The sequence below is a fragment of the Ensifer sp. 2TAB8 genome (assembly GCF_052115125.1).
In the GTDB taxonomy this organism is placed as follows: domain Bacteria; phylum Pseudomonadota; class Alphaproteobacteria; order Rhizobiales; family Rhizobiaceae; genus Ensifer.
Genome location: NZ_JBFRGB010000046.1, coordinates 1 through 25740, shown reverse-complemented (window position 1 = coordinate 25740; position 25740 = coordinate 1). Strand labels below are relative to the sequence as shown.

General features: G+C 61.0%; 22 protein-coding genes. 10 read left to right on the top strand and 12 right to left on the bottom strand.

Features of this window, described 5'->3' with window-relative positions; translation table 11 throughout:
- Positions 1-390: 390 nt before the first annotated feature.
- From AB4Z53_RS34395 to AB4Z53_RS34380, 4 genes are all read right to left on the bottom strand, one after another.
- Positions 391-1788, bottom strand: a complete 1398-nt coding sequence (locus tag AB4Z53_RS34395) for a DUF2252 domain-containing protein (RefSeq protein ID WP_441599873.1) — start codon at positions 1786-1788, stop codon at positions 391-393.
- An 80-nt stretch (positions 1789-1868) separates the two neighbouring features.
- The gene (locus tag AB4Z53_RS34390; protein ID WP_441599871.1) at positions 1869-3578 is read right to left on the bottom strand and encodes a SulP family inorganic anion transporter; all 1710 of its coding nucleotides are present in this window, start codon (positions 3576-3578) and stop codon (positions 1869-1871) included.
- A gap of 17 nt (positions 3579-3595) precedes the next feature.
- Positions 3596-4756: an HlyD family secretion protein gene (locus AB4Z53_RS34385; RefSeq protein ID WP_441599869.1), complete on the bottom strand. Its 1161-nt coding sequence runs from the start codon at positions 4754-4756 to the stop codon at positions 3596-3598.
- Entirely contained in the window at positions 4756-5217 is a 462-nt protein-coding gene (locus AB4Z53_RS34380; RefSeq protein WP_441599867.1) for a DUF3302 domain-containing protein, read from the bottom strand. Before AB4Z53_RS34380 ends, AB4Z53_RS34385 begins: the two co-directional genes overlap by 1 nt.
- 561 nt (positions 5218-5778) lie before the next feature.
- Between AB4Z53_RS34380 and AB4Z53_RS34375 the strand changes: the two genes are divergently transcribed.
- The 4 genes from AB4Z53_RS34375 (at position 5779) to AB4Z53_RS34360 (ending at position 10606) form a co-directional block, all read left to right on the top strand.
- Positions 5779-6279 carry a cytochrome b gene (locus AB4Z53_RS34375; RefSeq protein WP_441599865.1) on the top strand — a complete coding sequence of 167 codons (501 nt, stop codon included), beginning with the start codon at positions 5779-5781 and terminating at the stop codon, positions 6277-6279.
- Between the two features lie 459 nt (positions 6280-6738).
- A complete protein-coding gene (locus AB4Z53_RS34370) occupies positions 6739-7734 on the top strand; it encodes a LysR family transcriptional regulator (protein WP_441599864.1) in 996 nt (331 codons plus the stop codon).
- 116 nt (positions 7735-7850) lie between these two features.
- Positions 7851-9020, top strand: a complete 1170-nt coding sequence (locus AB4Z53_RS34365; RefSeq protein WP_113541314.1) for an HlyD family secretion protein — start codon at positions 7851-7853, stop codon at positions 9018-9020.
- A gap of 14 nt (positions 9021-9034) precedes the next feature.
- Entirely contained in the window at positions 9035-10606 is a 1572-nt protein-coding gene (locus tag AB4Z53_RS34360; RefSeq protein WP_113541315.1) for a DHA2 family efflux MFS transporter permease subunit, read from the top strand.
- A 47-nt stretch (positions 10607-10653) separates the two neighbouring features.
- Here the strand turns inward: AB4Z53_RS34360 and AB4Z53_RS34355 are convergent, their stop codons facing one another.
- The gene (locus AB4Z53_RS34355) at positions 10654-11442 is read right to left on the bottom strand and encodes a DeoR/GlpR family DNA-binding transcription regulator (RefSeq protein WP_113541316.1); all 789 of its coding nucleotides are present in this window, start codon (positions 11440-11442) and stop codon (positions 10654-10656) included.
- A gap of 134 nt (positions 11443-11576) precedes the next feature.
- Here AB4Z53_RS34355 and AB4Z53_RS34350 point away from each other — a divergent pair, with 134 nt between their 5' ends.
- From AB4Z53_RS34350 to AB4Z53_RS34330, 5 genes are all read left to right on the top strand, one after another.
- On the top strand, positions 11577-12530 hold the full coding sequence (locus tag AB4Z53_RS34350) for an inositol monophosphatase family protein (RefSeq protein WP_441599861.1): 954 nt from the start codon (positions 11577-11579) through the stop codon (positions 12528-12530).
- Between the two features lie 29 nt (positions 12531-12559).
- Complete coding sequence (locus AB4Z53_RS34345; protein ID WP_441599859.1) at positions 12560-13621, top strand: ABC transporter ATP-binding protein; 1062 nt, start codon at positions 12560-12562, stop codon at positions 13619-13621.
- Positions 13618-15258: an ABC transporter permease gene (locus AB4Z53_RS34340; RefSeq protein WP_441599857.1), complete on the top strand. Its 1641-nt coding sequence runs from the start codon at positions 13618-13620 to the stop codon at positions 15256-15258. Before AB4Z53_RS34345 ends, AB4Z53_RS34340 begins: the two co-directional genes overlap by 4 nt.
- 68 nt (positions 15259-15326) lie before the next feature.
- Positions 15327-16307, top strand: coding sequence for an extracellular solute-binding protein (locus tag AB4Z53_RS34335; RefSeq protein ID WP_441599855.1), 981 nt, complete (start codon positions 15327-15329; stop codon positions 16305-16307).
- 233 nt (positions 16308-16540) lie between these two features.
- Positions 16541-17338 carry an inositol monophosphatase family protein gene (locus tag AB4Z53_RS34330; protein ID WP_441599853.1) on the top strand — a complete coding sequence of 266 codons (798 nt, stop codon included), beginning with the start codon at positions 16541-16543 and terminating at the stop codon, positions 17336-17338.
- Here the strand turns inward: AB4Z53_RS34330 and AB4Z53_RS34325 are convergent.
- From AB4Z53_RS34325 to AB4Z53_RS34295, 7 genes are all read right to left on the bottom strand, one after another.
- Positions 17319-18146, bottom strand: coding sequence for a glycerophosphodiester phosphodiesterase (locus AB4Z53_RS34325; protein ID WP_441599852.1), 828 nt, complete (start codon positions 18144-18146; stop codon positions 17319-17321). The genes AB4Z53_RS34330 and AB4Z53_RS34325 overlap by 20 nt on opposite strands.
- On the bottom strand, positions 18143-19198 hold the full coding sequence (locus AB4Z53_RS34320; protein WP_441599850.1) for an ABC transporter ATP-binding protein: 1056 nt from the start codon (positions 19196-19198) through the stop codon (positions 18143-18145). The genes AB4Z53_RS34325 and AB4Z53_RS34320 overlap by 4 nt, the downstream gene beginning before the upstream one ends.
- 36 nt (positions 19199-19234) lie before the next feature.
- Positions 19235-19978 carry an ABC transporter permease gene (locus AB4Z53_RS34315; protein WP_441599875.1) on the bottom strand — a complete coding sequence of 248 codons (744 nt, stop codon included), beginning with the start codon at positions 19976-19978 and terminating at the stop codon, positions 19235-19237.
- 61 nt (positions 19979-20039) lie between these two features.
- Entirely contained in the window at positions 20040-20894 is an 855-nt protein-coding gene (locus AB4Z53_RS34310; protein ID WP_441599848.1) for an ABC transporter permease, read from the bottom strand.
- Between the two features lie 16 nt (positions 20895-20910).
- Positions 20911-22050: an extracellular solute-binding protein gene (locus AB4Z53_RS34305; RefSeq protein WP_441599846.1), complete on the bottom strand. Its 1140-nt coding sequence runs from the start codon at positions 22048-22050 to the stop codon at positions 20911-20913.
- Positions 22051-22085: 35 nt separating this feature from the next.
- On the bottom strand, positions 22086-23015 hold the full coding sequence (locus tag AB4Z53_RS34300; RefSeq protein ID WP_441599844.1) for a carbohydrate kinase family protein: 930 nt from the start codon (positions 23013-23015) through the stop codon (positions 22086-22088).
- Positions 23015-24400 (bottom strand): family 4 glycosyl hydrolase, encoded by a 1386-nt coding sequence (locus AB4Z53_RS34295; RefSeq protein WP_441599842.1) that lies wholly within the window; start codon positions 24398-24400, stop codon positions 23015-23017. The genes AB4Z53_RS34300 and AB4Z53_RS34295 overlap by 1 nt, the downstream gene beginning before the upstream one ends.
- Before the next feature lie 125 nt (positions 24401-24525).
- Here AB4Z53_RS34295 and AB4Z53_RS34290 point away from each other — a divergent pair, with 125 nt between their 5' ends.
- Complete coding sequence (locus tag AB4Z53_RS34290) at positions 24526-25314, top strand: GntR family transcriptional regulator (RefSeq protein WP_441599840.1); 789 nt, start codon at positions 24526-24528, stop codon at positions 25312-25314.
- Positions 25315-25740 lie beyond the last annotated feature (426 nt).

Below are 25740 nucleotides of genomic sequence, written 5' to 3'. Positions count from 1 at the left end.
CAATAAGCCCCCGTGTCAAAAAAAACCGGGGGCTTTTGCCGTTCTAGACGCCGCAAAAAGCGCCGCAGCATCAGCGGCGAGGAGCTTTCTTGTTTGGCCTCCATCCCGAGCTCGCCAGCTCCAAGCCGTTCCAGATAGTCGTGCCGCTTGGTAGCAATGGATACTATCCTATCCACCGTGCTGAAAAGCGCGGAGACAGCTCGCGCCCGCCAGACTAGACATATAGCAACGAAGAGGGGCGCTCTGCTCGAGCGCCCCGGTCTTTCAGCCACTTGTTGCGTTGGCGATCGAGCCGTGGTTCTGGACGACGAAGCGGCACTTGCGGTGCACAGAACGATTGGCTCGGCGACGTATCTGCCTCGACTTTATCGCAACGACGATGTCCCGGCGCTAAACCTCGCTCTCCTTTTCAGCAATTACCGCGCCTTTCTTCACCGCGGCCCGCAACGCGGCGTAGTCCTGTTCCGCCTGGTCGGCATATGCCAACGAGAAGTGTCCAATGGCCGTCTCGAATGCGTCATTCGAAGAACCGAGGTACGCGCCGATCATTGCGGACAAATCGCTGGCCTTGGCGTGAGCCCGAGCCAACGCCCATCCGCACGCCTGCGCGTACACTTCCAACATTTCAGCATCGAAAGTCTCTACCGCCGGTTTGATCTTCGCGTCGTGCAATTGGCGTACATAGAAGTGCCGGCCATTGGGGGCCGTGGTCCAGCCCAGAAAGATGTCTGACACCGGCTGCATCAACCGCTGCCCGGCCACCACGCGCTGACCCTGGTGAGCGTAAGCGCATTTTGCCGCATAAGGCTCGAGGGCCGAGCTCACTGCTTCTTTAAACTGGAGGAAAAGCGGATCGTTTCCCCCGGACATCATCAAGGCAATCCAGCACCTTCTGCCCACACTTCCGATACCGACGACTTTTATCGCAGCGTCGACCAGCCGATATCGTTCGATAAGGACTCGGCGGTCATCAGACAGTGACTTTCGGTAGGCTTGAAACAGGTGCTCGAACCTCGCGGAGCCCATGTAATTTTTGCCGGACGGATGAAATATCAAAGGAGGTTTGTCGATAATATGCGTCCCCCTATCGTCCGTTGCCGCAAGTTTAGGCAAATCCAGCTCAGGGCGACTTTGATCCGAAGCTTTGTTGATCTTTCTGCTTATGCTCCTGCGCAAATTGTCCGGGAGTGAACTAAGAAATTCGTCTGCCTTCGTTTCTGTATACCAAACGCGAAGGGGAGCCATTTCCGAGAACTGGTGCATATGTTCGCGATATTTTCGCGCGCACGCCATGGCAAAATCGCGGCCTCGGTGATCGGCCATTCCGTTCGCTCGGGCAGCGAGCACCACCGAAGTCGCGAGACGTTTGAGGTCCCATTCCCATGGAGCAGGCAAGGTTTCGTCGAAATCATTTATGTCGAAGATGATGCTGCGTTCAGGTGTTGCAAATCCACCGAAGTTGAGAAGGTGGCAATCGCCGCAGGCCTGAACATTCATGCCAATGTTCGGTGTCTGTGCCAGATCGTCGGCCATCACCACGGCGGCGCCGCGATAGAAGGCAAAAGGCGATTGTAGCATCCGGCCGTATCGGATCGCCACGAGCTCCTGCATTCGGTCGGAGTCCGACCTGCGCAACAGGTCGATCGGATCCGGCCGCTGGGGCCGGGCCTCCCATTTTCCGTGCTCCTTTCGCGGCACCTTGTTGCGTAGCGCCTTGCCGGCAGCCGCCTTTTCGCTCGGGGACGCAAGGTGTGTACCATTGACGATCTGGGATTGCGACATTTCCATGTTAGGCTCCATATCAAGCCCATTTGGTCGTCTTGTTTCCGTGCGGTCGTTCCAATTTCGGCGCGCCCGTGGAGCGATGGTCAATAGCTCGGCGAAGGCACTTCTCGCCGCTGCCAGGCTTGGACTCCATCAGTTGTCCTTTCGAAGAAATTATCGGGACCGACGATTGCCTCAATCCCTGCAAGCCGCATGCTATCGCGCACGGGATCGTGCACACGCGAGAAACCAACACTGATCCCAGTAGCCTGGAGATCCTTGATGAGAGCCAACAATTCGTCCGCCGCACTGACGTCGATGAAATTGACCGAGCTGAAATCCAGCAGTGCGCGTTTCAGCTGCGGGCTAGCTTCGAGAGATGCCCTTAACGCTGTCCCTATGCGCCCAATGCTAGCGAAGAAGAGGTCGCCCCCCACGCGCCAAATCAGCAGACCAGGAAACGTCTTTGCCTCCGGATGGCGTTGCACGTCCCGGTAGGCTTCTGCGCCCGGCAGTTGGCCGAGCTCGGCGCTGTGGGGGTGACTTGCGAGGTAAATCAGAGTCAGCAGTGACAACACGACCCCCAACGCAATTCCCTGCGGCACACCGAGGATCAGTTCACCGCCGATGACGACGGCAGCGTTCGCAAAAGACCAGCGGTTTCGACTGAAGAGGTCCCGCAAATAGCTCGGCTTCGTAAGGTGCAGCATCGCTGCGATCACCACCGCGGCGAGTGCCGGTTGAGGCATATCCCGGAACAAAGGGGTGAGGAAAATTAGCGTCAGGAAGCAGAGGGCCGCGGCAATGAGGTTGGCGACTTGACTGCGGGCGCCCGCCGAAATCGCGACGGATGTCTTAGACAAGCTGCCCACCACTAGAAAACCGCCGAAAAGACCGCTCAGTATATTGGCCGGCCCATGTGCGACCAATTCCTGATTTGGATCTATGGTCCCACCGCTCTCAAGCGCCGCGGCCTTAGCAGCGCCAAGGGCTTCGGCGTAGCCGACCAGCACGATGGCGAGCGCCCCGGGAGCCAGTTCGAGCAGTATCGTGCCGTCCACAGTCGGCCATGTAAGCCTCGGCAGTCCGGACGGGATGTGCCCGGCCACGTGCACACCCGTCGCCTCACCACCAAGCGCCCCGATAGTGATCGTTGCTACCGCCATGACAACCAAGGCCGCCGGTATCCGCGGCGCCAGGCGGCGAAGCAGGATCATGCCCGCGAGAGAAAGAAGGCCGGCTACGGCCGGTGCGATCGGGATGTCCTTCAGTTGGCGTAGGACATTTATAAGCTTGTCGAAGAAATTTCCGGACGTGCCGTCGATCCCAAGCAGATGGGGGACCTGGCCGATAATGGTTACATAAACGAGGCCCTCAATGAAGCCCCGCATGACAGGAGTAGGTATAAAGCTCGCGACCCATCCCATTCGCATCAATCCGAAGATCAGGAAGAAGGCACCGATGAGAACCGCCAGGGTGGATGTGAGTGAATTGAACTCGGCGGTGCCCTGATGCGCGATGGCGCCAACGGTCAACGCGGAGATCAATGCGGTAGCGGTATCGGGGCCGACAACAAGCTGGCGCGAACTACCGAGCAGCGCATAGGCAAGAAGCGCCGGAACGATTGTGTAAAGCCCCATGATCGGCGGCACCCCGACGATGCCGGCATACGCCATTCCCTCGGGGACCATGACCGCCCAAAGCGCGACCCCGGCGAACATATCAACTGACAGCCATTCACGCCGGTAATCGTGCGCCCAATCAATGATCGGTAGCGCTGAGTGAGCGTTCGGTGTGGTGTGAGACTGTGCCATAGCACCTCACAATTTATTCAGTGCCCGCCACCTTCGAAGTGTTCTTCGGAGAAGAGGTAGTTTTGCCAACTCTTGATGCGAAGAAGTATCTTCCTCAACAGCGACAGGTCGCGCATGTGTTCCGTGTATATCGCCACCAGCGCGGTCGAACCGAGCGGGATTTGGTAGTCAGATACCTTCTCTGCCAGATTGATGGTGACCAGGGCTCTGCCTCCGCCACCTGGAAGAGCGCCCGGATCAATCAGCGAGCCACTGGGTTGGATCTCACCGGCGGGAATTGCATTCAACACCGATTGAACTTTTGCCCTGAACACCCGGCCAGGCACCGCATCAAAAGCAACCTCGGCGTCGTCTCCGACCGTCACGCGCTGCAGATAGTTCTGCTGAAAAGCAGCGGTCAGTTTGTTGTCCTCGCTCCCGGTGTTCACGAACACCATCACGGGTCTTAGCGGGGCAGGAACGACATACATGCCGGGTCGAAGGGCAAGTTGTGTAACAAACCCGGGACCTGCCGCCCGAGCGGTCGTTTGATCGAGGTCGTATTTGGCGCTGCCAAGTTCAGCGGTGAGCCGCGCGACCGCGGTATTGGTTCCGTTCACATTCGCAGAATAGGCGAGGTCGGCCTGGTTTTCCACCGCCTGTGCCGCGACGAAAGTTTGGTTCGAGCTATCCAAATCGCGCTTGGCGGTTTCCAGGGTGGCTTCAGAAGCCACACCTTTGCTCTGCAAGGCGTTTTGTCTATCGTAGTTCGATTGGGCCAGCTGAAACTGAGATTTCGCACGTTCAGTTTGTGCCTTGGCCTCGTCAAGTGCAGCCTTCAACTCCTTTACGGTCTGCTCCRCGTCCGCAAGCTGCGCATTCTTCTCGTCGACGCGATATTTGTACGGCGCCGGGTCAATCTTGAACAGAACATCGCCTTGTTTCAACGGTGCGTTGGGCACGACCGGCACGTCCACCACTCGGCCGGAAACCGCCGGAAGGATGGGAGTAACCGAGTAGTAGATGCGAGCGTTCATGCTGAACGGGTGGTTGTAGTTCATCGTCAGCAACAGTGCCGATAGGCCGACCAATCCTCCAAGCGCCGCCGTGGAAAGGCTCCACTCGTTCACTGGAATCCTGAATATCTTGAAGATTGCGATGCAGATCGCGACATAGAGGAGGATGAGCAGGAGTTCCATCAGGCGGCCCCCGACTCGACGGTGGTTGGGCGATTGAGTTCTGTCGGAGCAGCGTCGCCGGCTTTCACTGGCTCGCTGTTGGCTGCCGGATCCTTCAACGCCCGAGATTGTAGCTCTCCTACCTGTGTGTCCAATTGCGCCAGTCGGGCGCGCAAGAGCTGCAGTTCTTTCAGCAGCTCAGGCTCCTCGGTTTCGGCTTTTGCCTGAGAAAAGCCCCAGCCGCGCTCCGGACGGTATGACATCGCCCAGATCCAGAGGAACGGCCAAAGAGCATGCAACGTGAACAAGCTGACCCAACCCGCAGCATGAATTGCATCTTGGTGCGGATGGTCACGCTTCTTTGAAATCTTGTAGGGAATATCGTGGATCGCGATGATGCCATAGAAGAGCATCAGGCCCATGAATATCAGCAGCCCCAGGGCAACGTCGTTCAGAAACGGATCGCCTAATTTGTCGATCATCGCCGTCTCTCGCCACGGTAGGCTCCAGAGCCGGCGCACGCCGCAGGTTTCGACCTCGGCGGCCGATATGAAGCCTTAATCTGCCGTTGTGTTTACGCTCACAAGAAACACAACCACCCACAACCACCACGGACGTCGTATCCTGAAAGCGGCATGAATCGGCCTTCTTGATGGCGGAATTAAGACAAAATCTTCCCCGCTGAGGCAGTATCGGTGAGGGGAGGTATGAGCCTACAACGCGGCCCGCACAACTTCTGTTGAGTGTATAAGCAAATGCGAAATAAAGCTTCGGAGAGATTCCAGTATCCGCCGAGGAAACCGCCGGAAGTGGTCAACGCGGCATGAAACGCGATCCAACACTGTGCCAATACCGGCTTGAGGCTTAGTTCAGGGACGTTTGATGCGCTGTTGGCTCTGGCACCGCGGCAAGCCGATGACAGGCATTAGACAGCACAGGTGGCGTAACGGTTTCCCATCGGTCGTGAAGCGCGATACCCGCATGCCTCGCCGGTCACGACAAGATGCCGAGCGCACACGACTCAAGATAGAAGGCAGAGACCCTTGGCAGCGCCCAACCCCTCTTCATTCTCGGCCCCGCAGCGAGTGCTGCATTGGCTCACCGCGGCGCTTGTCTTCTTCAACCTGCTGTTTCCCGATGGCATGAATGCGTGGAACCGGAGCATGAAACGAACCGGGGCTGCGACAGCAGACCAGGTGGCGAGTGCCAACATTCACGCCTATGTTGGCTTGGCGATATTGCTTCTTGTCGTGCTCCGTCTTCTCCTTCGATCGGTTCAGGGCGTTCCGGTTGCCCCGCCGGAGGAACCACCTGCTTTCACGCGCGCAGCCAAGATCGCCGCGGGGGCCCTGTACCTTCTTTTGATCGCAATACCGTTGACCGGCATTGCAGCCTATTATTTCGGCTATGAGGTCGCGGGTGATCTTCATGCCGAGGCCCTGAAGATCGTGCTGTGGGTCGTGCTCGCAGCCCGCGTTCTCGGCGCGTTGGCTCACCAATTCTATTGGAAGACAAATGTGCTCCGTCGGATGACGGTCGGTTGACATCTCGCCTGGTCAACGGTGATCGCAACGGAGAGGCTCTAGATTGAGCTTCGCTCAAGCGCCAAGCTGTGCCGCGGCGTTGTTGTTGTGAAAACCGTCGTTGTCGAGACGTCTCGTCCATGTCGTGCTCTCGGTTTGCCGCATCAGGAGACTGGGAGCATAGGAATTTTCCCCTAGTCCAAATTCTATAGCCGCGGAACTCCAGAACCGCCGCGCAGACCCTGCCTAGCAGAGCAGCAGGAAAACGGGCATCAAAGCGAAGAGATATGCAAGTCCGTCCGCGGTCAGCCGATCGCGTAGGTCAGGGGTGGCGAAAGGGTTTGCCGAATAGCATCTGTTGTCGTTCATTTGTGCCTTCTCGGAACGTTGGCTTTCCGGCCCGCTTGCAGGATATGCTGGGCCGCGCCGCATATGGGGAACAAGTCGGCCGCGATCAATTGAAAGGGCGGCATCCACAGCATGCGCGATATTCATAATCTCGATCTGAACCTGATCCGGATCTTCAACGCCGTGCTCGACGAGCGCGGTGTTACCAAGGCGGCGGACCGACTGCACGTGACGCAGTCGGCGATCAGTCACGCCCTTGCACGATTGCGTGAGGTTATCGGCGACGAGCTCTTCATTCGTGGGCCGGACGGGATGCATCCCACGCCGCGGGCCATGGAACTGTCCCAGTCGTTCAAGCCGGCCTTGCGGCAGATAGAAGCCGCGATCTGCGAGCCGGTGTTTGATCCGGCCACCTCCGACATGGAGTTCTCGGTTGCGACGTCGGACTATATTACCGCCACGACGATCGCCGACTTCATGGCGCGTTTGCGCGCCCGCGCGCCGAACGCCCGCTGCCGCGTGCGGTCGCTCAGCGAAATGAACATCGCGGAGGAGCTCGATCGCGGTTCCATCCATGTGGCAATCGGGGTCTTCGGCAAGACGCCCACCCGGTTCGTCAGGGAGCCGTTCTTTTCCGATCGCAGCGTCTGGCTGATGCGGAAGGACCATCCTGCGGCCACCGGTGACTTTGGTCTGCGGGAACTGTCGATGTTTCCGCATGTCGACATTCTGATTTCCGATCGCTCCGAGGTGCATGGCGGCGGAACGATCGATGAGGGTGGCCTGGAGCGGGCGCATATCACCAGCAATCCCCGCCACATCGAAGGTTTGCTCGATGCGCAAGGGTTGACGCGGAGGGTCGGCACCACCGTTTCGCATATTCTCGTCGTGCCTTCGCTTGTGGCGCCGACCGACATGATCGCTTTCACGCCCTTGCGTCTCGCCGAGCGGGCGGCGAGGGCTCTCGACCTTGTCTGGCGCGAGCCGCCGTACGAGACGCCGCCGCTCGAGGTTTCCATGCTTTCCCACCGAACCATGGGCGCGCACCCGTCCGTGCGTTGGCTGCGCCACGAGCTCATCGAAAGTTCACGGAGCTATGCTTCGCACCGGCACCAGATCGTTCCTTGATTTCCATGAGCCATGTTCATGCATCAAGTGATTAGCAATCATTTCATTCATTGAGCTTCACGCGCCATATTGTCGAAATCTTGATCCTGCCTTCACGGCAAAAAGAGACGACGACAATGAACGCGATCGTTACAGACTTATCCCCCAAGAACCCGCGCGAACTGACGGCACGCGGCGCAGATGGCGACACGAAGGCGCCTCCCTCCGTCACCCGAAAAATCCGTCTCAGAAGCTATCTCGCGCTGGCGCGAACAGCGGTCATCGTCGGCGGCATCGGCCTGGCCGTCGTCGTTCCACTTGGCTGGGGACAATGGGTCGCGGGCTTCACCAACCAGTCGACCGACAACGCCTATCTGCGCGCGGATATCGCTCCAATCAGCGCGCAAATTGCGGGCACCGTTCGCAGAGTTGCCGTGCACGACTACCAGCATGTGCGTGCAGGGGACATCCTGGCCGAGATCGACCCATCGGAATATCAGGCAAGGGTGATCCGCGCCTCGGCGGCGGTGGCCGCTGCTGAGGCCGCTATCCGCAACGTCGACAGCCGGCTTCTATTGCAGCAGCGCCTGATCGCGCAGGCGGACGCCGGCATTTCGGCGATCACCGCGGACCGTGATCGCGCGGAGGCCGAACACGCCCGGCAAGCGGCGCTGACGCGCGACGGTTGGTCGACCAATCAACGGCTTGAGGAGGCACTTGCTGCGATCAGGCGCTTCGAAGCGCAACTGAACGAAAAGCGCGCTGACGCCGCTGCAACCCGGGAGCAGGTGAACGTTCTTGGCACGCAGCGCGAACAGGCGGAAGCAGACCTGGGGAGCCGCAAGGCCGAACTGGCGCTTGCCGAAATCGAGCTCGGTCACACCAGGATCGTCGCTCCGTCGGATGGCGTCGTCAATTCAAGCAGCGTTCGCACCGGTCAGTACGTATCGCCGGGCACGCGCGTCATCTCCGTCGTCCCCCTGCCGAATGTCTATGTCGTCGCAAATTACAAGGAAACGCAACTCGGAAAAGTTCGCGTCGGACAATCCGTCTCTGTCGCGGTCGACATGTTTCCCGGCGAAACCCTTCGTGGCCGCGTCGAGCAAATCTCGCCGGCAAGCGGGTCGGAGTTTGCCTTGCTGCCACCGGACAATGCCACCGGCAACTTTACCAAGGTTGCCCAACGCATCGCCGTCAGGATCGAGCTTACCGACATTCCCGACGGGCTGAAGGCTCTGCTGCGGCCGGGCATGTCCGTCCTTTCGACGATCCACACGGACCGGACGGCTGACGCCGCCGATCACTGACGGGGGACGTGGCCATGATCAACCTCGTGTTCGCAAGGCAGAGCCGATCGAGCTTGCCAAGTCTGACAACGGCAGTCGCGATCGCCGCGGTTCTGCTTGGTACTTTCACCTCCATCCTCAACTCCCGCATGACCGAAATCGGCCTTGCCGATATCAGGGGCGCGCTCGGTCTTGGTTTCGACGAGGCGTCGTGGATCACGACCGCCTATGTCGTCGCCGAGGTGGCGGCTATTCCCGCTGCCGTCTGGCTGCGCGGGATCCTGTCGCCTGCACGGGGCGTGATGATCGGTGCGGCGCTGTTCACTCTGTTCTCGCTCGTCGCGCCGTTCAGCCCCGATCTTTTTTTCCTGCTGTCGATCCAGGCTCTCCGGGGCTTGAGCGCCGGGATCCTGATCCCGATGGCCTATGCCGTCATCATGCGGCACCTGCCGCAAAATCAGCGTCTTTACGGACTGTCGCTCTACGCTCTGGTATCTGTGGCGACCCCCAGCCTCTCGGTCTCGCTGGAGGCCTGGATCCTCGACCATCTCTCCTGGCAGTTTCTCTTTTGGCTGAGTGCGCTTCCGGGTGCGGCAACGGTCATGGCGGCCGCCTACGGCCTCGTCAGGGATCCGGTAAAATACATGCGCTTTCGCCGGATCGACGGGTTTGGATTGCTTTCGCTCTCTCTCGGCCTTGCTGCCCTAGTGGCGGCGCTCGACCAGGGGAACCGGCTGGACTGGTTGAACTCAGGACTGATCGTCGGGCTTCTTGCCGCCGGCGTTTTCCTGCTCGGAGCCTTCCTCGTTCACGCCCTGCTGCATCCGGACCCAGTCGTCGGCCCGAAGCTGCTCCTGCGCCGCAACGTCGGCTTGGGCCTCGCCGTCATGTTCGTGAGCCGGATCGCGATCACGAGCTCTGCCTTCGTCATTCCGCAGTATCTGATGCGGGTTCAGGGCTATCGCGCGCTGGAAAGCGGGCCGCTTTTTCTGGCGACGATCGCACCGCAGTTCCTGCTTGCGCCCTTCGTTGCGTGGCTTTGCTATCGGATCGACCCCAGGAACCTTCTGGTCGTCGGGGGCTTGCTGACGGCCGCCAGTATCTTCTCCGCCGTCAATGTCACGAATGTCTGGATCGCGGACGACTTTCTCGCGGCGGTCTTGTTGCAAGCGATCGGCGCGCCGCTGATTGCAATCCCGACGATGGTCGTGATCACCGAGGACATCACGTTTCAGGAGATTCCCTGGATCGCCTCGCTTGTCCACATCGTCCGCACGCTTGGCGGCGCCATCGGCATGGCGATCGTCACGACCCTCGTGCGCATCCGGGAGCAGCTTCATTCGAACCTTCTGGGACTGCATGTGCAGAGCGGAGGCACGGAGGTAGACCAGCGCCTGCAGACCCTTGCCAAAGGGTTTCGCTTGCAGGGAGCAAGCGCACAGGATGCGTTGGTGCAGGCAACGGCCGTGATCGGACGCAGCCTTCAGCGTGAGGCATTCGTCCTCAGTTACTCTGACGCATTCTTCGTGCTGGGTGTGGTGACGCTTCTGGCCGTAGCGATTACGCTTGGCATGCGTCGTCCCGTCCTGCCGGGACGGTTCCTATAGCCATTCTCGGAGAGGTCCGGTGTCTTTCGCCAAGATCTCGAAGTGGCCTATTCGCCTGCCACGACGAGGCCGGGCACGGCAGCCAGGAGAGCCTCGAAGCCCGGCTTTTGCCGCGCTTTCGCATCGGTGATGAGGTGCGCCATCTCCGCCGTCTCGCAGAAGACCGAACGGCTGACCACCCCGATCTTTGAATGATCGGCAAGGATGATCGTCCGGCCGGCATTGCGGACCATTGCGCGTGCAATTTCTGCCCCATGCAGAAAGTAGTTCATCGCTCCCATCGTGGCATCGACACCCCAGGGAGCGAGCAGCGCGACGTCCGCGCGATAGCGCTGGATGTCGTTGATCGTCGCTTCGCCATAGGTTTCCATCGGATCCTGCTTCACGTTGCCGGCGAGCAGGATAACGCGCGTGCCACGCGAAAGCTCACCCGACCGCTCCGTCAGCTGGCTGGCCACGTCGATGGAGTTGGTGAGGATGGTGAGATTGCTGAGCCCTGTCGGCCCGGCCAATGCCTCGGCCATGGTTGAGCTCGTCGACCCCGCATCCATGAAGATCGTCAAGCCGCTTTCGAGGAATCTCAGCGCTGCCGCACAGATTGCGCGCTTCTCCTGGAGACGCTGGGTGATGCGCACGTCGAAGGTCGTGTCCTCGCGTGCGGCCGGCACCGCCCCGCCTCGCACCCTTCGCAGTTCCCCGGCCAGTTCCATTTCCATGAAGTCACGGCGGATCGTTTCGCGCGATACGCCGAAGTCCTCGACGATGCGATCGATCGACACTTGGCCGTACGCGGCAAGCAGCGAACGAATTTTTTGCTGACGCTCTTCTTGCCACATCGTCCCATCTCCATTGGCGTGACTTTGATACGTCATGCCTCGCATTGCCACAAGCGCCATGTCGCTTGCCGCATAAAAACACATATTGCCACTAAAAACACATATTGCCACACGCGTTGTTCGCATGTAGGTAGATGAAGAAACGCCAGAAATGGCTGAAGCAAACCCTTCAATCGGTCGGAAGCACGGTCCGGCGCACGAACTCGCAGGTCCTCGCGGGAACGATGTCGGCTGCAAAGAACCGGGAAAGTGTCAAAGCAGGAATGACCCGCGTCCCCCCCATCGCAGAGGAGCATGTGGCTTTCGCCGCCGAACTGGCGGATTGCGCACGTACCGTGCTCAGAGAGCACGATGCGGTCCGCGTCGATGTCTCGGTAAAGCCCGACCGTAGCTTGGTAACGGTGATGGACATGCTCATCGAGGATCGCCTCCGCAGCATGATTTCCGCACGCTACCCATCGCATGGCATCATTGGCGAGGAGCGGGATTGGGTCCGCCCGGGCAGCGAGCACGTCTGGGTACTCGACCCGATCGACGGTACCACGGCCTTCATCGCGGGCATGCCGGTCTATGGCACCCTGATAGCGCTGGCCGTAGGCGGTATTCCGCGCCTCGGCATCATCGACATCCCGGCGATCGACTCCCGCTGGATCGGCGCCGATGGCCGGCGGACGACGCGTAACGGCGCGCCAGTCCGCGTGCGGCCTTGCTCGACGCTCGCCCAGGCGATCATGACAAACAGCAACCAGGACTATCTTGCCGTGCATGAGCGCCCTGCTCTCGATCGGCTGCGTTTGGCCACCAGTGCCCGCGTCTATGGAGGGGCGAGCCTGAACTACGGGCTGCTCGCCGACGGGCGGACCGATCTTGCGCTCGACGGCGGCCAGAAGGTTTTCGATTTCGCACCCTTTCGGCCGATCGTCGAAGGCGCGGGCGGCATCGTCACAGACTGGGCGGGTGAACCACTGACGCTCGAAAGCTCGGGGCAGCTGTTAGGGGCGGGTGATGCGCGGATTCACGGGCAAGCGCTCGAACTCGTCGCAGATCTCAGATCCGGCGTGGACCTTTTGGTCCACCCGCAGGCCTGACGAGCGCGTGAATACACAAAGGGGAACTCATGGGTATAGCAATTTCCAATCTCTCGGTCCGGTATGGAGCCGAGACCGTCATATCCGGGCTTTCATTGGATATTCCGGAAGGCTGCTTCTTTACGCTCCTTGGCCCCTCCGGCTGCGGCAAGACCGCGCTCTTGCGTACCATCGCGGGCTTTGCGCCGGCGAGCGGCGGCCAGATCCGCTTCGGCGGGCGCGATGTCACCGAGCTGCCACCGCACAAGCGGGCGATCGGCATGGTCTTTCAGGACTATGCGCTCTTCCCGGACAAGACGGTGGCCGAGAACGTCGCCTACGGCCTTCGCGCTCGCGGTGAGAAGGGCGAAAGCGTTGAACAAAAGATCATGACTGCGCTTGAGCGCGTCGGCCTCGGTCATGTTCTCACCCGGCATCCTGCCGCGCTTTCTGGCGGTCAGCGCCAGCGCGTGGCGCTTGCCCGCGCGCTCGTCATCAAGCCCCAGGTGCTGCTGATGGACGAACCGCTCTCCAATCTCGATGCCAAGCTCAGGGTCCAGATCCGCGAGACCATCATCGAACTGCAGCGCGAGGCCAACATCACCACGGTGTTTGTCACGCACGATCAGGAAGAAGCCCTCTCCATGTCCGACCTGATCGGAGTCATGAACAGAGGCAAGGTCGAACAGCTCGGAACGCCGCAAGAAATCTATGCGACACCGCGCACCGGCTATGTGGCGGATTTCGTCGGCGCGGCAAACCGGACCGAAGTGCAGGTTCGCGCTGCGGCACCGGGGCGTGTCGAGGTCGATATCGCCGGTGGCCGTCTGATCGCAACGGACTCACTGGACGGACCGGCCCAACGGGGCCTCCTGGTCCTGCGGCCCGAAGACCTCAGGATCTCGGCCACGCCCGTTTCCGGACTGCAGTCATTGCCGGCCGTCGTTCGTGGCCGGCAGTATCTCGGTTCGCGAACGAGCTATAGCGTCGAATGTGCCGGTGGACTTGTCCTCAACGCGGAAATGCACGGCGCCGGGCATGATGCATTCCAACCGGGCACCAGCGTTCATCTGGGCTTCGATTCGGCGGCCGCAAGGGTGATCCGGTCATGAACGGTTCGGCATTTCGCTCTCCCTGGCCCTGGCTTTCCGCCCTGGCACTTGGCCTTCTCGGGGTCTTCGTCCTTTATCCGCTGCTCTATGTCTTCACCGCGAGTTTTCTGGGCGAAGGCCGCTCCGGCTGGCGCCTGCTCCTCGAAGACGGACGCAGTCTCGCTGCCATCGGCAACACATTGCTGCTCGCCTGTACCGTAACGCTGTTCTCAACATTGATCGGTGTGCCTCTTGCCTATGTCTCGGCGCGTTACCGCTTTCGCGGCAAGCTGCTGATCACGCTTCTGCCTCTGATTACCCTTGTTATTCCGGAGGTGGTGACGGCACAGACGTGGCTGATGATCCTCGGCAACAACGGCGTCATCACCCGGTTCCTCAAAGGTTACGGCATTCTCCTGCCGAGCTTTTACGGCTGGTTCGGTCTCATCACCTCGATGAGCTTCATCTACTACACATATGTCTATATCGGCACGGTGGCGGCGATCGGCAAATTCGATGCGCAGCTGGAAGAGGCCGCCCAGAGTCTTGGAACGGCGCCGGTCCGGTCGCGGATCCATGTGATGCTGCCGGTCATCCGGCCGGCAATTCTCGCCTCGGCGCTGCTGGTCTTCACCATGGTTGTCGGCAATTTCGCGATCTCCACCATCCTCGGCCACAATGTGCCCCTGCTTTCGGTTGCGATCTACCAGGCGGCCGTGGCAGAGGGCGCCACGAACCTCACGATGCAAAGTACACTGGCCAGCACCTCCGTGCTGATCGTGATGGCGGTCCTGTTCCTCAATCGCCGGATCATCGCCAAAGGGCGCCACGAAATCGTGCAGGGCCGGGGAGCCAAGCCGCAACCGCTTCGGGGCAGGCATGGCATCCTCGTCAGTATGTCGGCCGGCATCGTTGTCGCCGTTTCCCTGCTGCCGCTCGTCACGATCGCTGTCGGCGCCTTCACCGCCTCGCGCGGGCCGGTCTTGCGCTGGGGTGAGTGGACACTCGACAATATGGCGCGCGTTTTCATCACCGCCCCTGGACCACTCGTCAACTCGATCCTTTACGCCGGAGTCGCAACCGTCATCTCCGTCGTTTTCAGCACGCTTGTCAGCTACCTCGTCGTCAAGAAACCGGACCTGATGACGCCGGTCATCGACTATGTGTCGGCGATACCGCTTGCGCTTTCAGGCACGGTTCTCGGCGTCGGCCTTCTCGCTTCGTTCAATAATGGGTTCGTTGCGCTGACGGGAACGTCGACGATCATCGTTCTTGCCTACGTTATTCGCCGAATGCCTTTCGGCATGCGCAACGGCCAGGCGATCCTGCACAACATTCCGAACTCGATCGAGGAAGCGTCGATCAGCCTTGGGTCGCCGCCGCTGCGGACCTTCCTGCGCGTCGTGCTGCCGATGATGCTTCCCGCCGTCGCCTCCGCCGCAATCCTGACCTGGACGACGACGGTGTCGGAACTCTCGGCTTCACTGCTGGTCTATTCCGGGGGGCGCGAGACGCTGCCGATCCAGATTTTCCGGCTCATCGACTCCGGGCTGATGGCATACGCGTCGGCCTACGGCCTGGTCCTGGTCGCCGTAATCCTGGTGCCGGTCGTGGTCGCCACGACCGTCTTCAAGGTCGACCTGTTCGCCTCCAAGTGAGGCCAAGCCAATGCCGGTCGCGTGAGGGACGCGCCGGCTCTAAACCTGACCAAGAGAGAGGAACTGTCATGACAATAAGATTTGCACCGTCGATGCTTGTCGCCTGCCTTGCGGCAACCGGCGCGAACGCGGCAGACCCAGTGATCTACACCACCAATCCGATCCCGGCTGTCGAGGCCGTGCAGGCTGTCATCCAGGAAAAGGCCGGCCTCTCGACCGGCATCATTACCGGGGGCAGCGGCGTGCTGTTGCGCCGCGTCGAGGCGGAAAAGGCGGCCCCGCAGGGTGATGTGTTCTGGTCCTCGTCGGCGAACACGATGGGCGCATTCAAAGAGGTGCTGGAACCCTATTCCTCGCCGGAGCTGGAAGCCGTGCCAAAGGAGTTGCGGGTTGCTGACGACTATTTCCAGCCGGCCAACGTCCATGTGGTGACGCTGATGGTCAACGCCGACCAGTTGAACGGGACGACAGCACCGGCCGACTGGAAGGATTTGGCCGATCCGGCCTGGAAGGGGCGGATCATTCTTCCCGATCCGGCAAACAGCTCGACCGGCTACACGATTGTATGGGGCCTGTCGAAGCTGCTCGACGGGCCGACCTACAAGGCCCTGGTCGGCAATCTCGTCGTCAGCAGTTCGTCTTCGGCCGTGCCGAAGGGCGTGGCCATGGGCGAATATGCGGCCGGCATAACGTTCGAAACGAACAGCTACAGCTATGTCGACGGCGGACAGACGGAAATAAGCATCGTCTATCCGTCCTCCGGCACATTCACGACACCGGAATACGCAGCGCTGATCAAGGGCGCCCCGGCGGGCGAGGCGGCCAGGAAAGCGATCGATGCGCTGCTGTCCAGGGAGGCACAGATCGAACTCCTGAAGGTGGCGTTTCGTCGGCCGAGCCGGACCGACATCCAGGTTTCCGACTACGTCAAGCTTCCCGAACTCGCCTCGATCAAGATCTTCAGGATTGACGAGGAAGAGGCGGCGCGCAGTCGCGATGCGTTTCTCGCAGAATGGGCGGCCCTGCCCAAAGCGGGTTCGAGCAAATAGCAGTCCGGGCAAGGGGCCGGCCAGTCCCTGCAAAGCTTGCGCCGGTCATCTTGGCTGGGAACGGCATGCGGACAATCTCCCGTCCGCATGCCGTCCTGTTTCCCGGTATCATGACCGGAACCAACATGGGCGATCGAGCTGACCTCTCCCAAGCGTTCGACAATAGGCTTTGCGTAATTCCTAATTGCTGGTATTGACCTATTATGACCAGTTTTCCGGAAAGGCTGAGAGCCATGCAATTCGTCCCCTCTGAGAGAACCTCGGTCATGATCGAAGCGGCGCTTGCCGGCGGCAAGGTGGCGATGCGCTACTTCACGGCGGAGGATCCGCTGGAGATGATCGAAAAGGCACCGCGCGACTATCAGCTCACAGCGGATGTCGAAACAGAACGGACGATCGCAGCCGTGCTCGCCGCGCGTTTTTCAGATGCCGGGATCTCCGGAGAAGAAGGCACGAGCGAACGGAAGGGATCTGGTATCGGGCGCTTCGTGATTGATCCTATCGACGGGACATCCAATTTCGCCTTCCGCATCCCGTTCTTTGCCCAGGTCGTCTCCTATGTGGAGGCCGACAGCATCGTGTCCGGTGTCGTCTACGACCCCGTCCGCGACGAGTTGTTCGTGGCCGAGAAGGGAAGGGGGGCTTATCTCAACGGCAAACGTTTGCCGCCGCTGGTGACCGTGGCACCGGAACGTTCGGTGATCGGCTTGGGACTGCCCATTCCCGGCCAGGTGCGAAGCGTTGCGGTTGACCGCTACCAGGGCGCACTCACCAAAGTGATCGAAACGGCGGCCGTCACCCGCAGGCTGGGATCGGCAGCGCTCGCCGTCGCCTATGTCGCCGCCGGCCGCCATCACGCCTGCTTCGAAGACGGCCTCGATATCCTCGACTATCTCGCTTCCGCTCTGATGGTCCGGGAATGCGGCGGCGTCGTTACCGATTTTCATGGTAACGAGCAGAACGGAAATGGCGCGGTCCTTGCCAGCGTCCCGTCGCTCCACCCCTGGCTCGTCAGCCTCTTTGCCGGATAACGGTCGAGATGAGCGCTTCCAGCACTTCCGGCTCGTCCGTCGTAATCTGATCCGTCCCTGCTGCCGCAAGCCGCAGCAGGGTGTCCTCGACATCTGGATGGTCACTGTTCAGCGTGTAGGCGTCGACCTTCATGCCTGCCGCCTGGAAAATAGCCACGAGGTTCACGCCCGCGTCCAGGCCCGCGAGCACGATCGGGTATTCGAGATAGACATATGCTGCGCGCGGGGCGGCGGCGATTGCCTCGAACGCAAAGCTTTCGAACGCATTCGACTGCCTCAGTGCCGGCAGGGTGTCGTCGGTGCAGGGATCGTAACCGAGTTTCAGATCCGGAAGGCCGGCGGCGAGCCGGCGCAAACCGGCCGCGTTACCTCCGGTCAGAATGAAGCGATCGGCGCAGTCGGCAAGGCAGGTGCGGAAACGCTCGAAGTGTCGCTGCGACAAAGCTTCGACCTCGTCCTTGAAGTCGAGTTGCATAAGCGCGCCTGAACCGGGGGATGCGGTGCGCATGGTCGCCGTCAGTTCGCTGAAGAGCATCGGGCGCCGAGCGGCGAGACTGCCGTCGTTCCTGCGTATCGAGAGTGTGGCGGCCACTGCGGTCGTCGTGCCGGCAACCGGACCGGCACCGTCAGTCTCGCGCTCAAGTGTCGCGTCATGCAGGCAGAGGAAGTCGTCATCGGCCAGGGCGCGAAGATCAACCTCCATCGAAGCACCGGCAATCGCACCGGCGACTGCGTTGTCACGATCGAAGGCGACGTCGGAACGGCGGCGGCGCAGTCGATGCCACTTGAATGCGGGCTGTCGGATCATGGCGAAGGACTGGCGGACCGGACGGCCTCATGCCCGTCCTTGAAGACGCAATAGTGACCTATGCCGAGGAATACCGCCTGGCCAAGCTCAAGCGGCGTTTCGGTATCCATGTGAACCTTCAGCCGGTTCTGTCCGTCGGTCGTCGCCTCGACGGTGCGATAGGCGCCGAAATGGACGATGCGGGTAATGGTCGCTGGCGCTCTGGACTCGGCTTTGTCGAAATGGATCTGCAGCTTCTCGGGCCTGACCGCGAGCGTTGCTGCGCCATCGGGCAGGGCGATGCCAAGGTTCATGCCCGCGGCGTTGATCGCCCCGTTGCTGATCGTGCCCTCGATCATGTTCATCGCGCCGATGAAGCCGGCGACGAATTTGTCGTGAGGTCGTGCGTAGATCTCGGAGGGACCGCCCACCTGGTTGATCTTGCCCACCGACATGACGACGATGCGGTCCGCGATGGCAAGCGCCTCGTCCTGCCCGTGCGTGACGAAAACGGTGGTGATGCCAAGTTCGCGCTGGATGTTGCGGACTTCCTCGCGGAGACGCTCGCGCAGATGCTGGTCGAGACTGGCGAAGGGCTCGTCCATCAAAAGGATCTTCGGCTCGAGCACGATGCAGCGCGCGATCGCCACTCGTTGCTGCTGCCCCCCGGAGAGGCGCAAAGGGCTGCGCTTGGCGAAGCCGCCAAGGCCGACGAGATCCAGTGCCGCCTCGACCTTCCGATCGATCTCGCTGCGGCTGAGTTTCCTCAGCTTCAGGCCGAAGGCAATGTTGTCGTAGACATTCATGTGCGACCACAGCGCATGGCTCTGGAAGACCATGGCGGTCGGCCGGTGTTCAGGTGCGGCGGCGGTAACATCGACACCGTCGATCAGGACTTGTCCTGCTGTCGGCCTTTCAAACCCGCCCATGATACGCAGCAACGTCGACTTTCCGGAGCCGGATGGGCCGAGCAGGCAGACGAGTTCGCCCGATGCGATGTCCAGGGAAATGTCGCTCAGCGCGGTCATGTCGCCGAAACGTTTCTCGATGCCCTTCAATTCCAACTTTGCCATGTCAACGCCACCCCGAACGCGAAAACTTCAACTTGCTCATGCTCCGAACCCTTTCGCGAACTGATTGGACGCGAGAACCCGGCGTGCAAAGAGCAGAGCGATAAATGAGGGCACCCATAGAAGGACCGACAACACCGCGCCGTACTGGACGACGATCTGGCCCGTGATCATCTGCAGCATGACCATCGGCATTGTGCGCAGCTTCGGCGCGCCGACGAGCCATGCGCCCTCCGTCTCATAGAAGGTGGACACGAAGGTCAGCAGCATGGCTGCACCGATCGCGGGCGCCGCCTGCGGAATGGTGATGCGGATGAAGGTCCGGATCGGTCCGGCACCGACATCGCGTGCCGCTTCCTCCAGCCGTCGATCGACGCCCCGGAAGGCAGCCGAAGGAAGCCAGATCATGATCAGCATGGTGTTGAGCAGCTGCACCAGGACGATACCCCAGAAGGTGCCGACCAGTCGCAAGCTGAGGAAAAGCGTGGCGATCATCACGATCAGACCGAAGCGCGGGAAGGCATTGATGGCGAGAAACGACATCATGAAGGTACGGCGCCCGACAAATTCCATGCGAGCGAACGCGTAGGCTGCCGGCAGGCAGATCACCGCCGACAACAGCGTGACCGTGACGGACAGCGCCAGCGACAACCGCAGCGCCGAAAGCACGTCTGCCCTGGCAAGCGTCGTGTGCCAGTACCGCAGGCCCCAGTCCGTCGGCAGCAGCGCCGGATAGTACCATTGCTCGGCAAAGGCCCAGAGAAAGACCGTCGCGATCGGCATCACCACATAGGCGATGAGGACGACGAGGATGAGAGTTCCAAAAATCGAGCTGGCACGCATCTCACATGTCCTGTCTTTTCGTCAGCATGACGACATAGAGGATGCCGAAGACCGAGCAGGTGAGGAACGTCACAACGGCCTGCGCGGCTGCGAAGTCGGGCTCGCGCACTTCCGCGAAGGTTCTGAGCATGTAGGGGCCCATCATCTCCGGCGAAGCCGGTCCGAGCATGTAGGGGATGACGAAGGAACCGAACAGGCTGATGACGTTGAGCGCGACGACGACCAGCAGCGAATCCGAAATGAGCGGCAGGATGATCCGCCAGAATATGGTGATGTAACCCGCACCCACGTCACGTGCCGCTTCGATCGCCTCCTGCGAGACCTTGGCCATGCCGGCGGTCAGGATGAGAAGGGTAAGCGGCATGTGGTCCCAGACGAGACCGATCACCGGCCCCCAAGGGGTGAGATAGGGTGACTTGTAGAAGGTGAGGCCAAAGGTTTCCAGCAAGGTCTGCATGAGGCCGTTGGGGCCAATGTAGCGGATCAGCGCATAAGCAACGATGATGCCCGGTACGAACATCGGGAACAGCGCCAGCGCCTGCACCACCGCGGCAAGACGGCTGCGGGTGAAGTGGAGATAGATCGCGATCGGCAGGCAGACGACCACCAGCAGCGCAAGCGTCACGGACGTAGTCCAGACCGTACGCAGATAGTTGGCGACGCTGTAGGGATCGGTGAAGAAGCGGTGGTAGCGGGCGATCGTCCAGGAGACGGAACCGTCCGCACCCGTCTCCTGGAAGGTTCGCACGATGGAAACGCCGGCGGGGTAGAGCAGCAGGCAGGCCATGACCACGAGGGGAGGCCCGATCAGGATCAGGCCTCGCAGGTTTCTAGCAAATGCGCTTTCGCGTCCCAAAGCCGGCGCTCCGCGGTTAGTTGCGCGCGACGTTCGGCGCGACGTTGCGATACCAGCCGTCATTGACGGCAGCTTCCCACTCACCATCCGGGAACGCCGGAATCGATGATGGGATGATGTCAGCATTGGCCGTGCGGATATCGTCTGACAGGTAGCTCCACTCGATCGACGGGAAGCCTGCGACCTGATCGACGATCTGCTCCTGCACCGCAGACGAGATCAGCACATTGGCGAGTTTGGCCGCGGCCTCCTTGTGGGTGGCATTGCTCGGGATGGTGCAATAGGCAAAGCCGCCGACGAAGGCGAGATCTTGCAACTGCGCAAGCTTGATATGCGGCGGCAACTCGCCCGATTTCAGGCCGGAAAGCGCCTGGTCCGACCAGGTCGGGATCATCGACACGACGCCGGACATCAGGAGCTGCAGCGAAGGGGTGTTGCCGGCCGTATAGGCACCCTGCTGATAAAGCGAGGGTGCCAGGTCCTTCAATATCTCCCAAGCGGCCGGAAGCATCTTGTCGGCCTGTTCCTTCGAGAAGTTCGCGGTGGTGAAGAGCGACGGATCGCGGCCGTTTGCTTCATGGATGGCACGGCGCACGAAGTTGCCGCCCGATCCGCCCTTGTCGGGGCGATTGTAGATGAACTGGCCGGGATTTGCCTTGATCCATGCGGTCAGTTCTTCCCAGGTTTTTGGCGGGGTCGAGACCTTGTTGGAATCGTAGGCGAGCACGACCTGCGAGCCGCGATAGGGCAGGCCGAACGGCGTATCGACCGCGAGTTTGCTCAGCTTTTCGTAGTTCGAAAGGCCGGCCTTAGAGAAATCCAGCCACAGGCCGGCCTCGATACCGCCGATAGTATTGCGGGGGTTGAAGGCCTCCATTACGTCGACCTGCGGATCGCTGTTGGTCTTCAGCGCAGCGAGGGCCCGGTCGGCGAGCGCCATCATTCCCGAGTTGCCGTCGGACACGGTGACGTTGACGGCAAGATCCGGCAGCTCCTGCTGCAGTGCCGGAACCACGACGTTGGACCAGAAATCGGCCAGGTTCTGGTCGCTGCCGACGATGACTTCCACGGTGCCGTCATTGGCGAAGACCAGCCGGGGGGCGACTGTGAGGGCGGCCGCGGCGGCGGCTCCCGCAAGAAATTCACGACGTTTCACTGCATATCTCCCGTTTTGCGATTGAGGGTGTCGTCTTACTTGCCTGCGTCCTGCAGCCGGCGGAGGAGTTCGTCTTCCACCGGCAGAGCCTTGCCGCCATGGGCGGTGACTGCCGCCGATCCGCATTGGACCGCGGCGTCGAGAACCTTTTCGAGCGGCCATCCCTGAAGAAGACCGTAGATGAACCCGGCATTGAAGCTGTCGCCGGCCCCAGTCGTGTCCACGACGTCGACTTTGGGCGCGGGGCGTTCGAGTACGCCTGCGTCGCGCTCAAGGAGGGCTGCGCCTTTCGCGCCACGCTTCAAGACTGTGAGGGGCGTAAACCGGCCAATCGTGGCAAGTGCATCGAGGTCGTCCTGGCCTGCCAGCCTTGCTGCTTCCGTTTCGTTGAGCAGGAAGCAGTCGGTGTTTTCGAGGATCTCGGGGAGATTGGCCTGTTCCAGGCCTTCATCCACATGCTGACAATCGAAGCAGCAATAGATGCCGTGCGAACGGGCGAACGCAAAGAGTGCGGGCAGTTCGTTGCGGCAGGTCAGTCCCTGGACGAGCAGGATCCGCGGGCTTAGGCGTTCCAGTACCTCGGGCGAAGGCAGGGTTTCGGGGCCGTCGAAGCGGCTGATGAAGCCGCGATCTGCCGCCATCGAAAAAGCGGCGCTGACGCGGATGCGGTTTTCCAGACGCCGCTGGAACAGAGACGTATCCATCCCTTCCTTTTCGGCGGCCGAGATCATCAATGTGCTGAAGAGGTCGTTGCCCGTCTCGCACCACCAGGCGACACTTGTGTTGAGCAGCGTGAGCGCGCGGGCGGTGGTGAAGTTCGCGCCAGGCACCGCATCGAAACCCTCCGACCACACATCCGCTCCGAGCCTCGGGATTTCGCCAAGACCCGAAAAGATCAGGTCGAAATAATACTCTCCCGCCAGGACGACGTCGTAGGGAGATGCCCGTTCCCGCTTGAGGAGCATTAGCGCCAGTCTCCGGCAAACGCGCTGTGCGCGGCGATGTACTCGTCGACCAGCGGCTCCGCCCTCGAATAGGAAAGGACGAGCGGATGGGCGACCAGTGCCTCGACGGCGAGGTCCTTGCGACGCTCGGCGATCGCTTTCACCGCAAGCCGTTCGTAGCGCTTGATATTGTGAACGAGTTGGGCCGGACCGTCCGGCATCGCGCCGATCTTCTTCGGCTGGATGCCGTTCCTGTCGACGATGCAACTGACTTCGACAACGTCATCCGAGCGCAACCCGTCGATGGCTCCGCCGTTGCGGACATTGAGGCCGATATGGCACTCGGCACCTGTTTCCATGGCGTCGATGATGTTGAGCGCGACGCCGGCGTAACCTTCGCCGACGCCGTCAGCGGCGTGGGATGTCACGGCACGGATCGCCTTGTCGGCGTCTTCCATGCTGGGCGCCTCGGGCCTAGCATAGTGCATGTAGGTCGCCTCGCGGCGCTGCTCGTAGGCAAAATACGCCGAAAGCGCCGCCTCCGGATCCCGCTCCACACCGATCGTGGAAAGCTGGTCGATGAGTGCGCGGTTGAGGTCACGAACCTCCTCACCACGCGTACGGGCGTCGGACTGGATGTCGCCGAGAGCCTTTTCCGCATAGTAGAAATAATAGAGATACTCGTTCAGCCACAGCCGGTGACGGCGGATGATCGCCGGATCGAAGATGCGCTGCGCCGTCTCCGCCAGGAAGGCGTCATCGTCGAGAAGGCCCTGCAGCACTTCGGTTCCACCAACGTGAGCCGCGCGCGTGTAGGAAAGGTGGTTGAGACCGAACACTTCGGTCTGGACGTCGCGGACGGAAACGCCGAGTTTCTGGGCGACAGCTTCCTGGGCGGCGTTCGCGCCGTCACAGATGCCGACCACGCGATCGAAACCGGCATCCGAAAGCGCCTGCGCCACAAGCCCGGCCGGATTGGTGAAGTTGAAAAGCCAGGCATCCGGGCTCACACGCTTGAGCAGGCGCGCATAGTCGGTGATGACGGGAATGGAGCGCAACGCCATCGCAAAGCCGCCAGGCCCGGTCGTCTCTTGGCCGAGCACGCCATGCGAAAGTGCGATGCGCTCGTCCTTCACTCGACCGTCTTCGCCACCGGGCCGAACGGTCGTGACCACATAACGTGCGCCTTCCAGGGCCCGTTCGGCTTCCGTCGTTGCGGAGATTTTCACTGGCGACTGCATCCGCATGGCGATTTCGCGCGCCAGGCCGCCGAATATCTCGAGCTTTGTCTGGTCGACGTCATGCAGGCAAATCTCGGTCAAGCCGGTACGCTCTGCGCGCCTGAGAGCCGAGGCCACAAATAGGGGCGCTCTGACGCCGCCGCCGCCGATTAGTGTGAGCTTCATCTGTCACCTCAAACGTTCAACTTGGGTCAGAGCTAACTGGTTATATCCAGACATGTCAAGACAGCGCATTGCATTTGAACCGCGTTTGGTGCAGCAGTAGCAACATCACAATCTGGTGGGGAACGATGGCCGCAGGTAGGACGACTGTTGACGAGGCGCTCATGGAACGGGTGCGCCTCAAGGCGCTGGACCGCGGCGACCACCAGCCTCTCTACAGGCAGGTGAAGCAGGCCATACTTGACCTTGTTCAGGACGGCGTGATCGCACCGAACGCGAAGCTGCCCTCCGAGCGCGAACTGGTAGCGGCCTATGATGTCAGCCGTATTACGGTGCGTCAGGCGCTGGTCGAATTGGTGCAGGAGGGTCACTTGCAAAGCCAGCCCGGCAAGGGCTTCTACGTCACCGAGCGCCACGAGGGCTTCGAGCTCCATCTGCTGACAAGTTTCACGGCCAATGCGATCGCCAAGGGCATGATGCCCGGAAGTCGTACGCTGGAAGCAAAGATCTACGCCGCACCTCCCGAAGTCACGCGGGCGCTCTATCTGCCGGCTTCCGCCGAGGTGGTTTTGCTCAAGCGGTTGAGAACGCTCGACGGCGTTCCGGTGGTCATTCAGTACGACTGGCTGCAGCCGGCGATCTGTCCGGGCCTGCTCGATCTCGACTGGTCAAGCGGCAACCGCTCGCTCTATGCGGAACTGCGCGAGCGCTACGATCAACGCCCGGTGCGCGGCCAGACGACGATCAGCGCGCGTTGTCCCGACGCAGAGGAAGAAGAACTGCTGAAACTCGAGCCGAATACGGCGGTGCTGACGCTCGATCAGATCGCATTCAATGCCGCCAACCGCCCGATCAACGTTTCCACTTCGATCCATCATCCGAAACGCTATCCGCTGAGCATCCAGCAGGGAGAGTAGTTGCCAACGCGATGATTTCTTCTGCGCGCTGCAGCAACTCCTGCCGAAGGTCCCTCATAACGACACGGAGCCTCGACGGTTCGTTCCTGGCGAAGGCGAGCGTTTGACGGAGGTCGTAAAAGTCGGAAAACAGGCTGACGATCTGCCCTCCGACGGCTGCGTCGATCGTCGCCGGCCGGAACCAGCGCCAGCCGAGCGAACGCCAACTGGCCTGTTGGGCTGCCGCTTCAAGACCAATGCCAACGGATTTCGCGGCGCCTCCTGCCGAAATCGATCGCCTATGCATTTCCCACATGGGAGCGCTGAGTTTTGAGCGCTGCAACTTACCAAGGGCCTGAGTTATAAGGTGTTCATCGAAGCGAAACGAGGCGCCACGGACTGGCAGCCAGGCTTCGAAAGCCCATTGAAAGGGGGATCAAATGAACA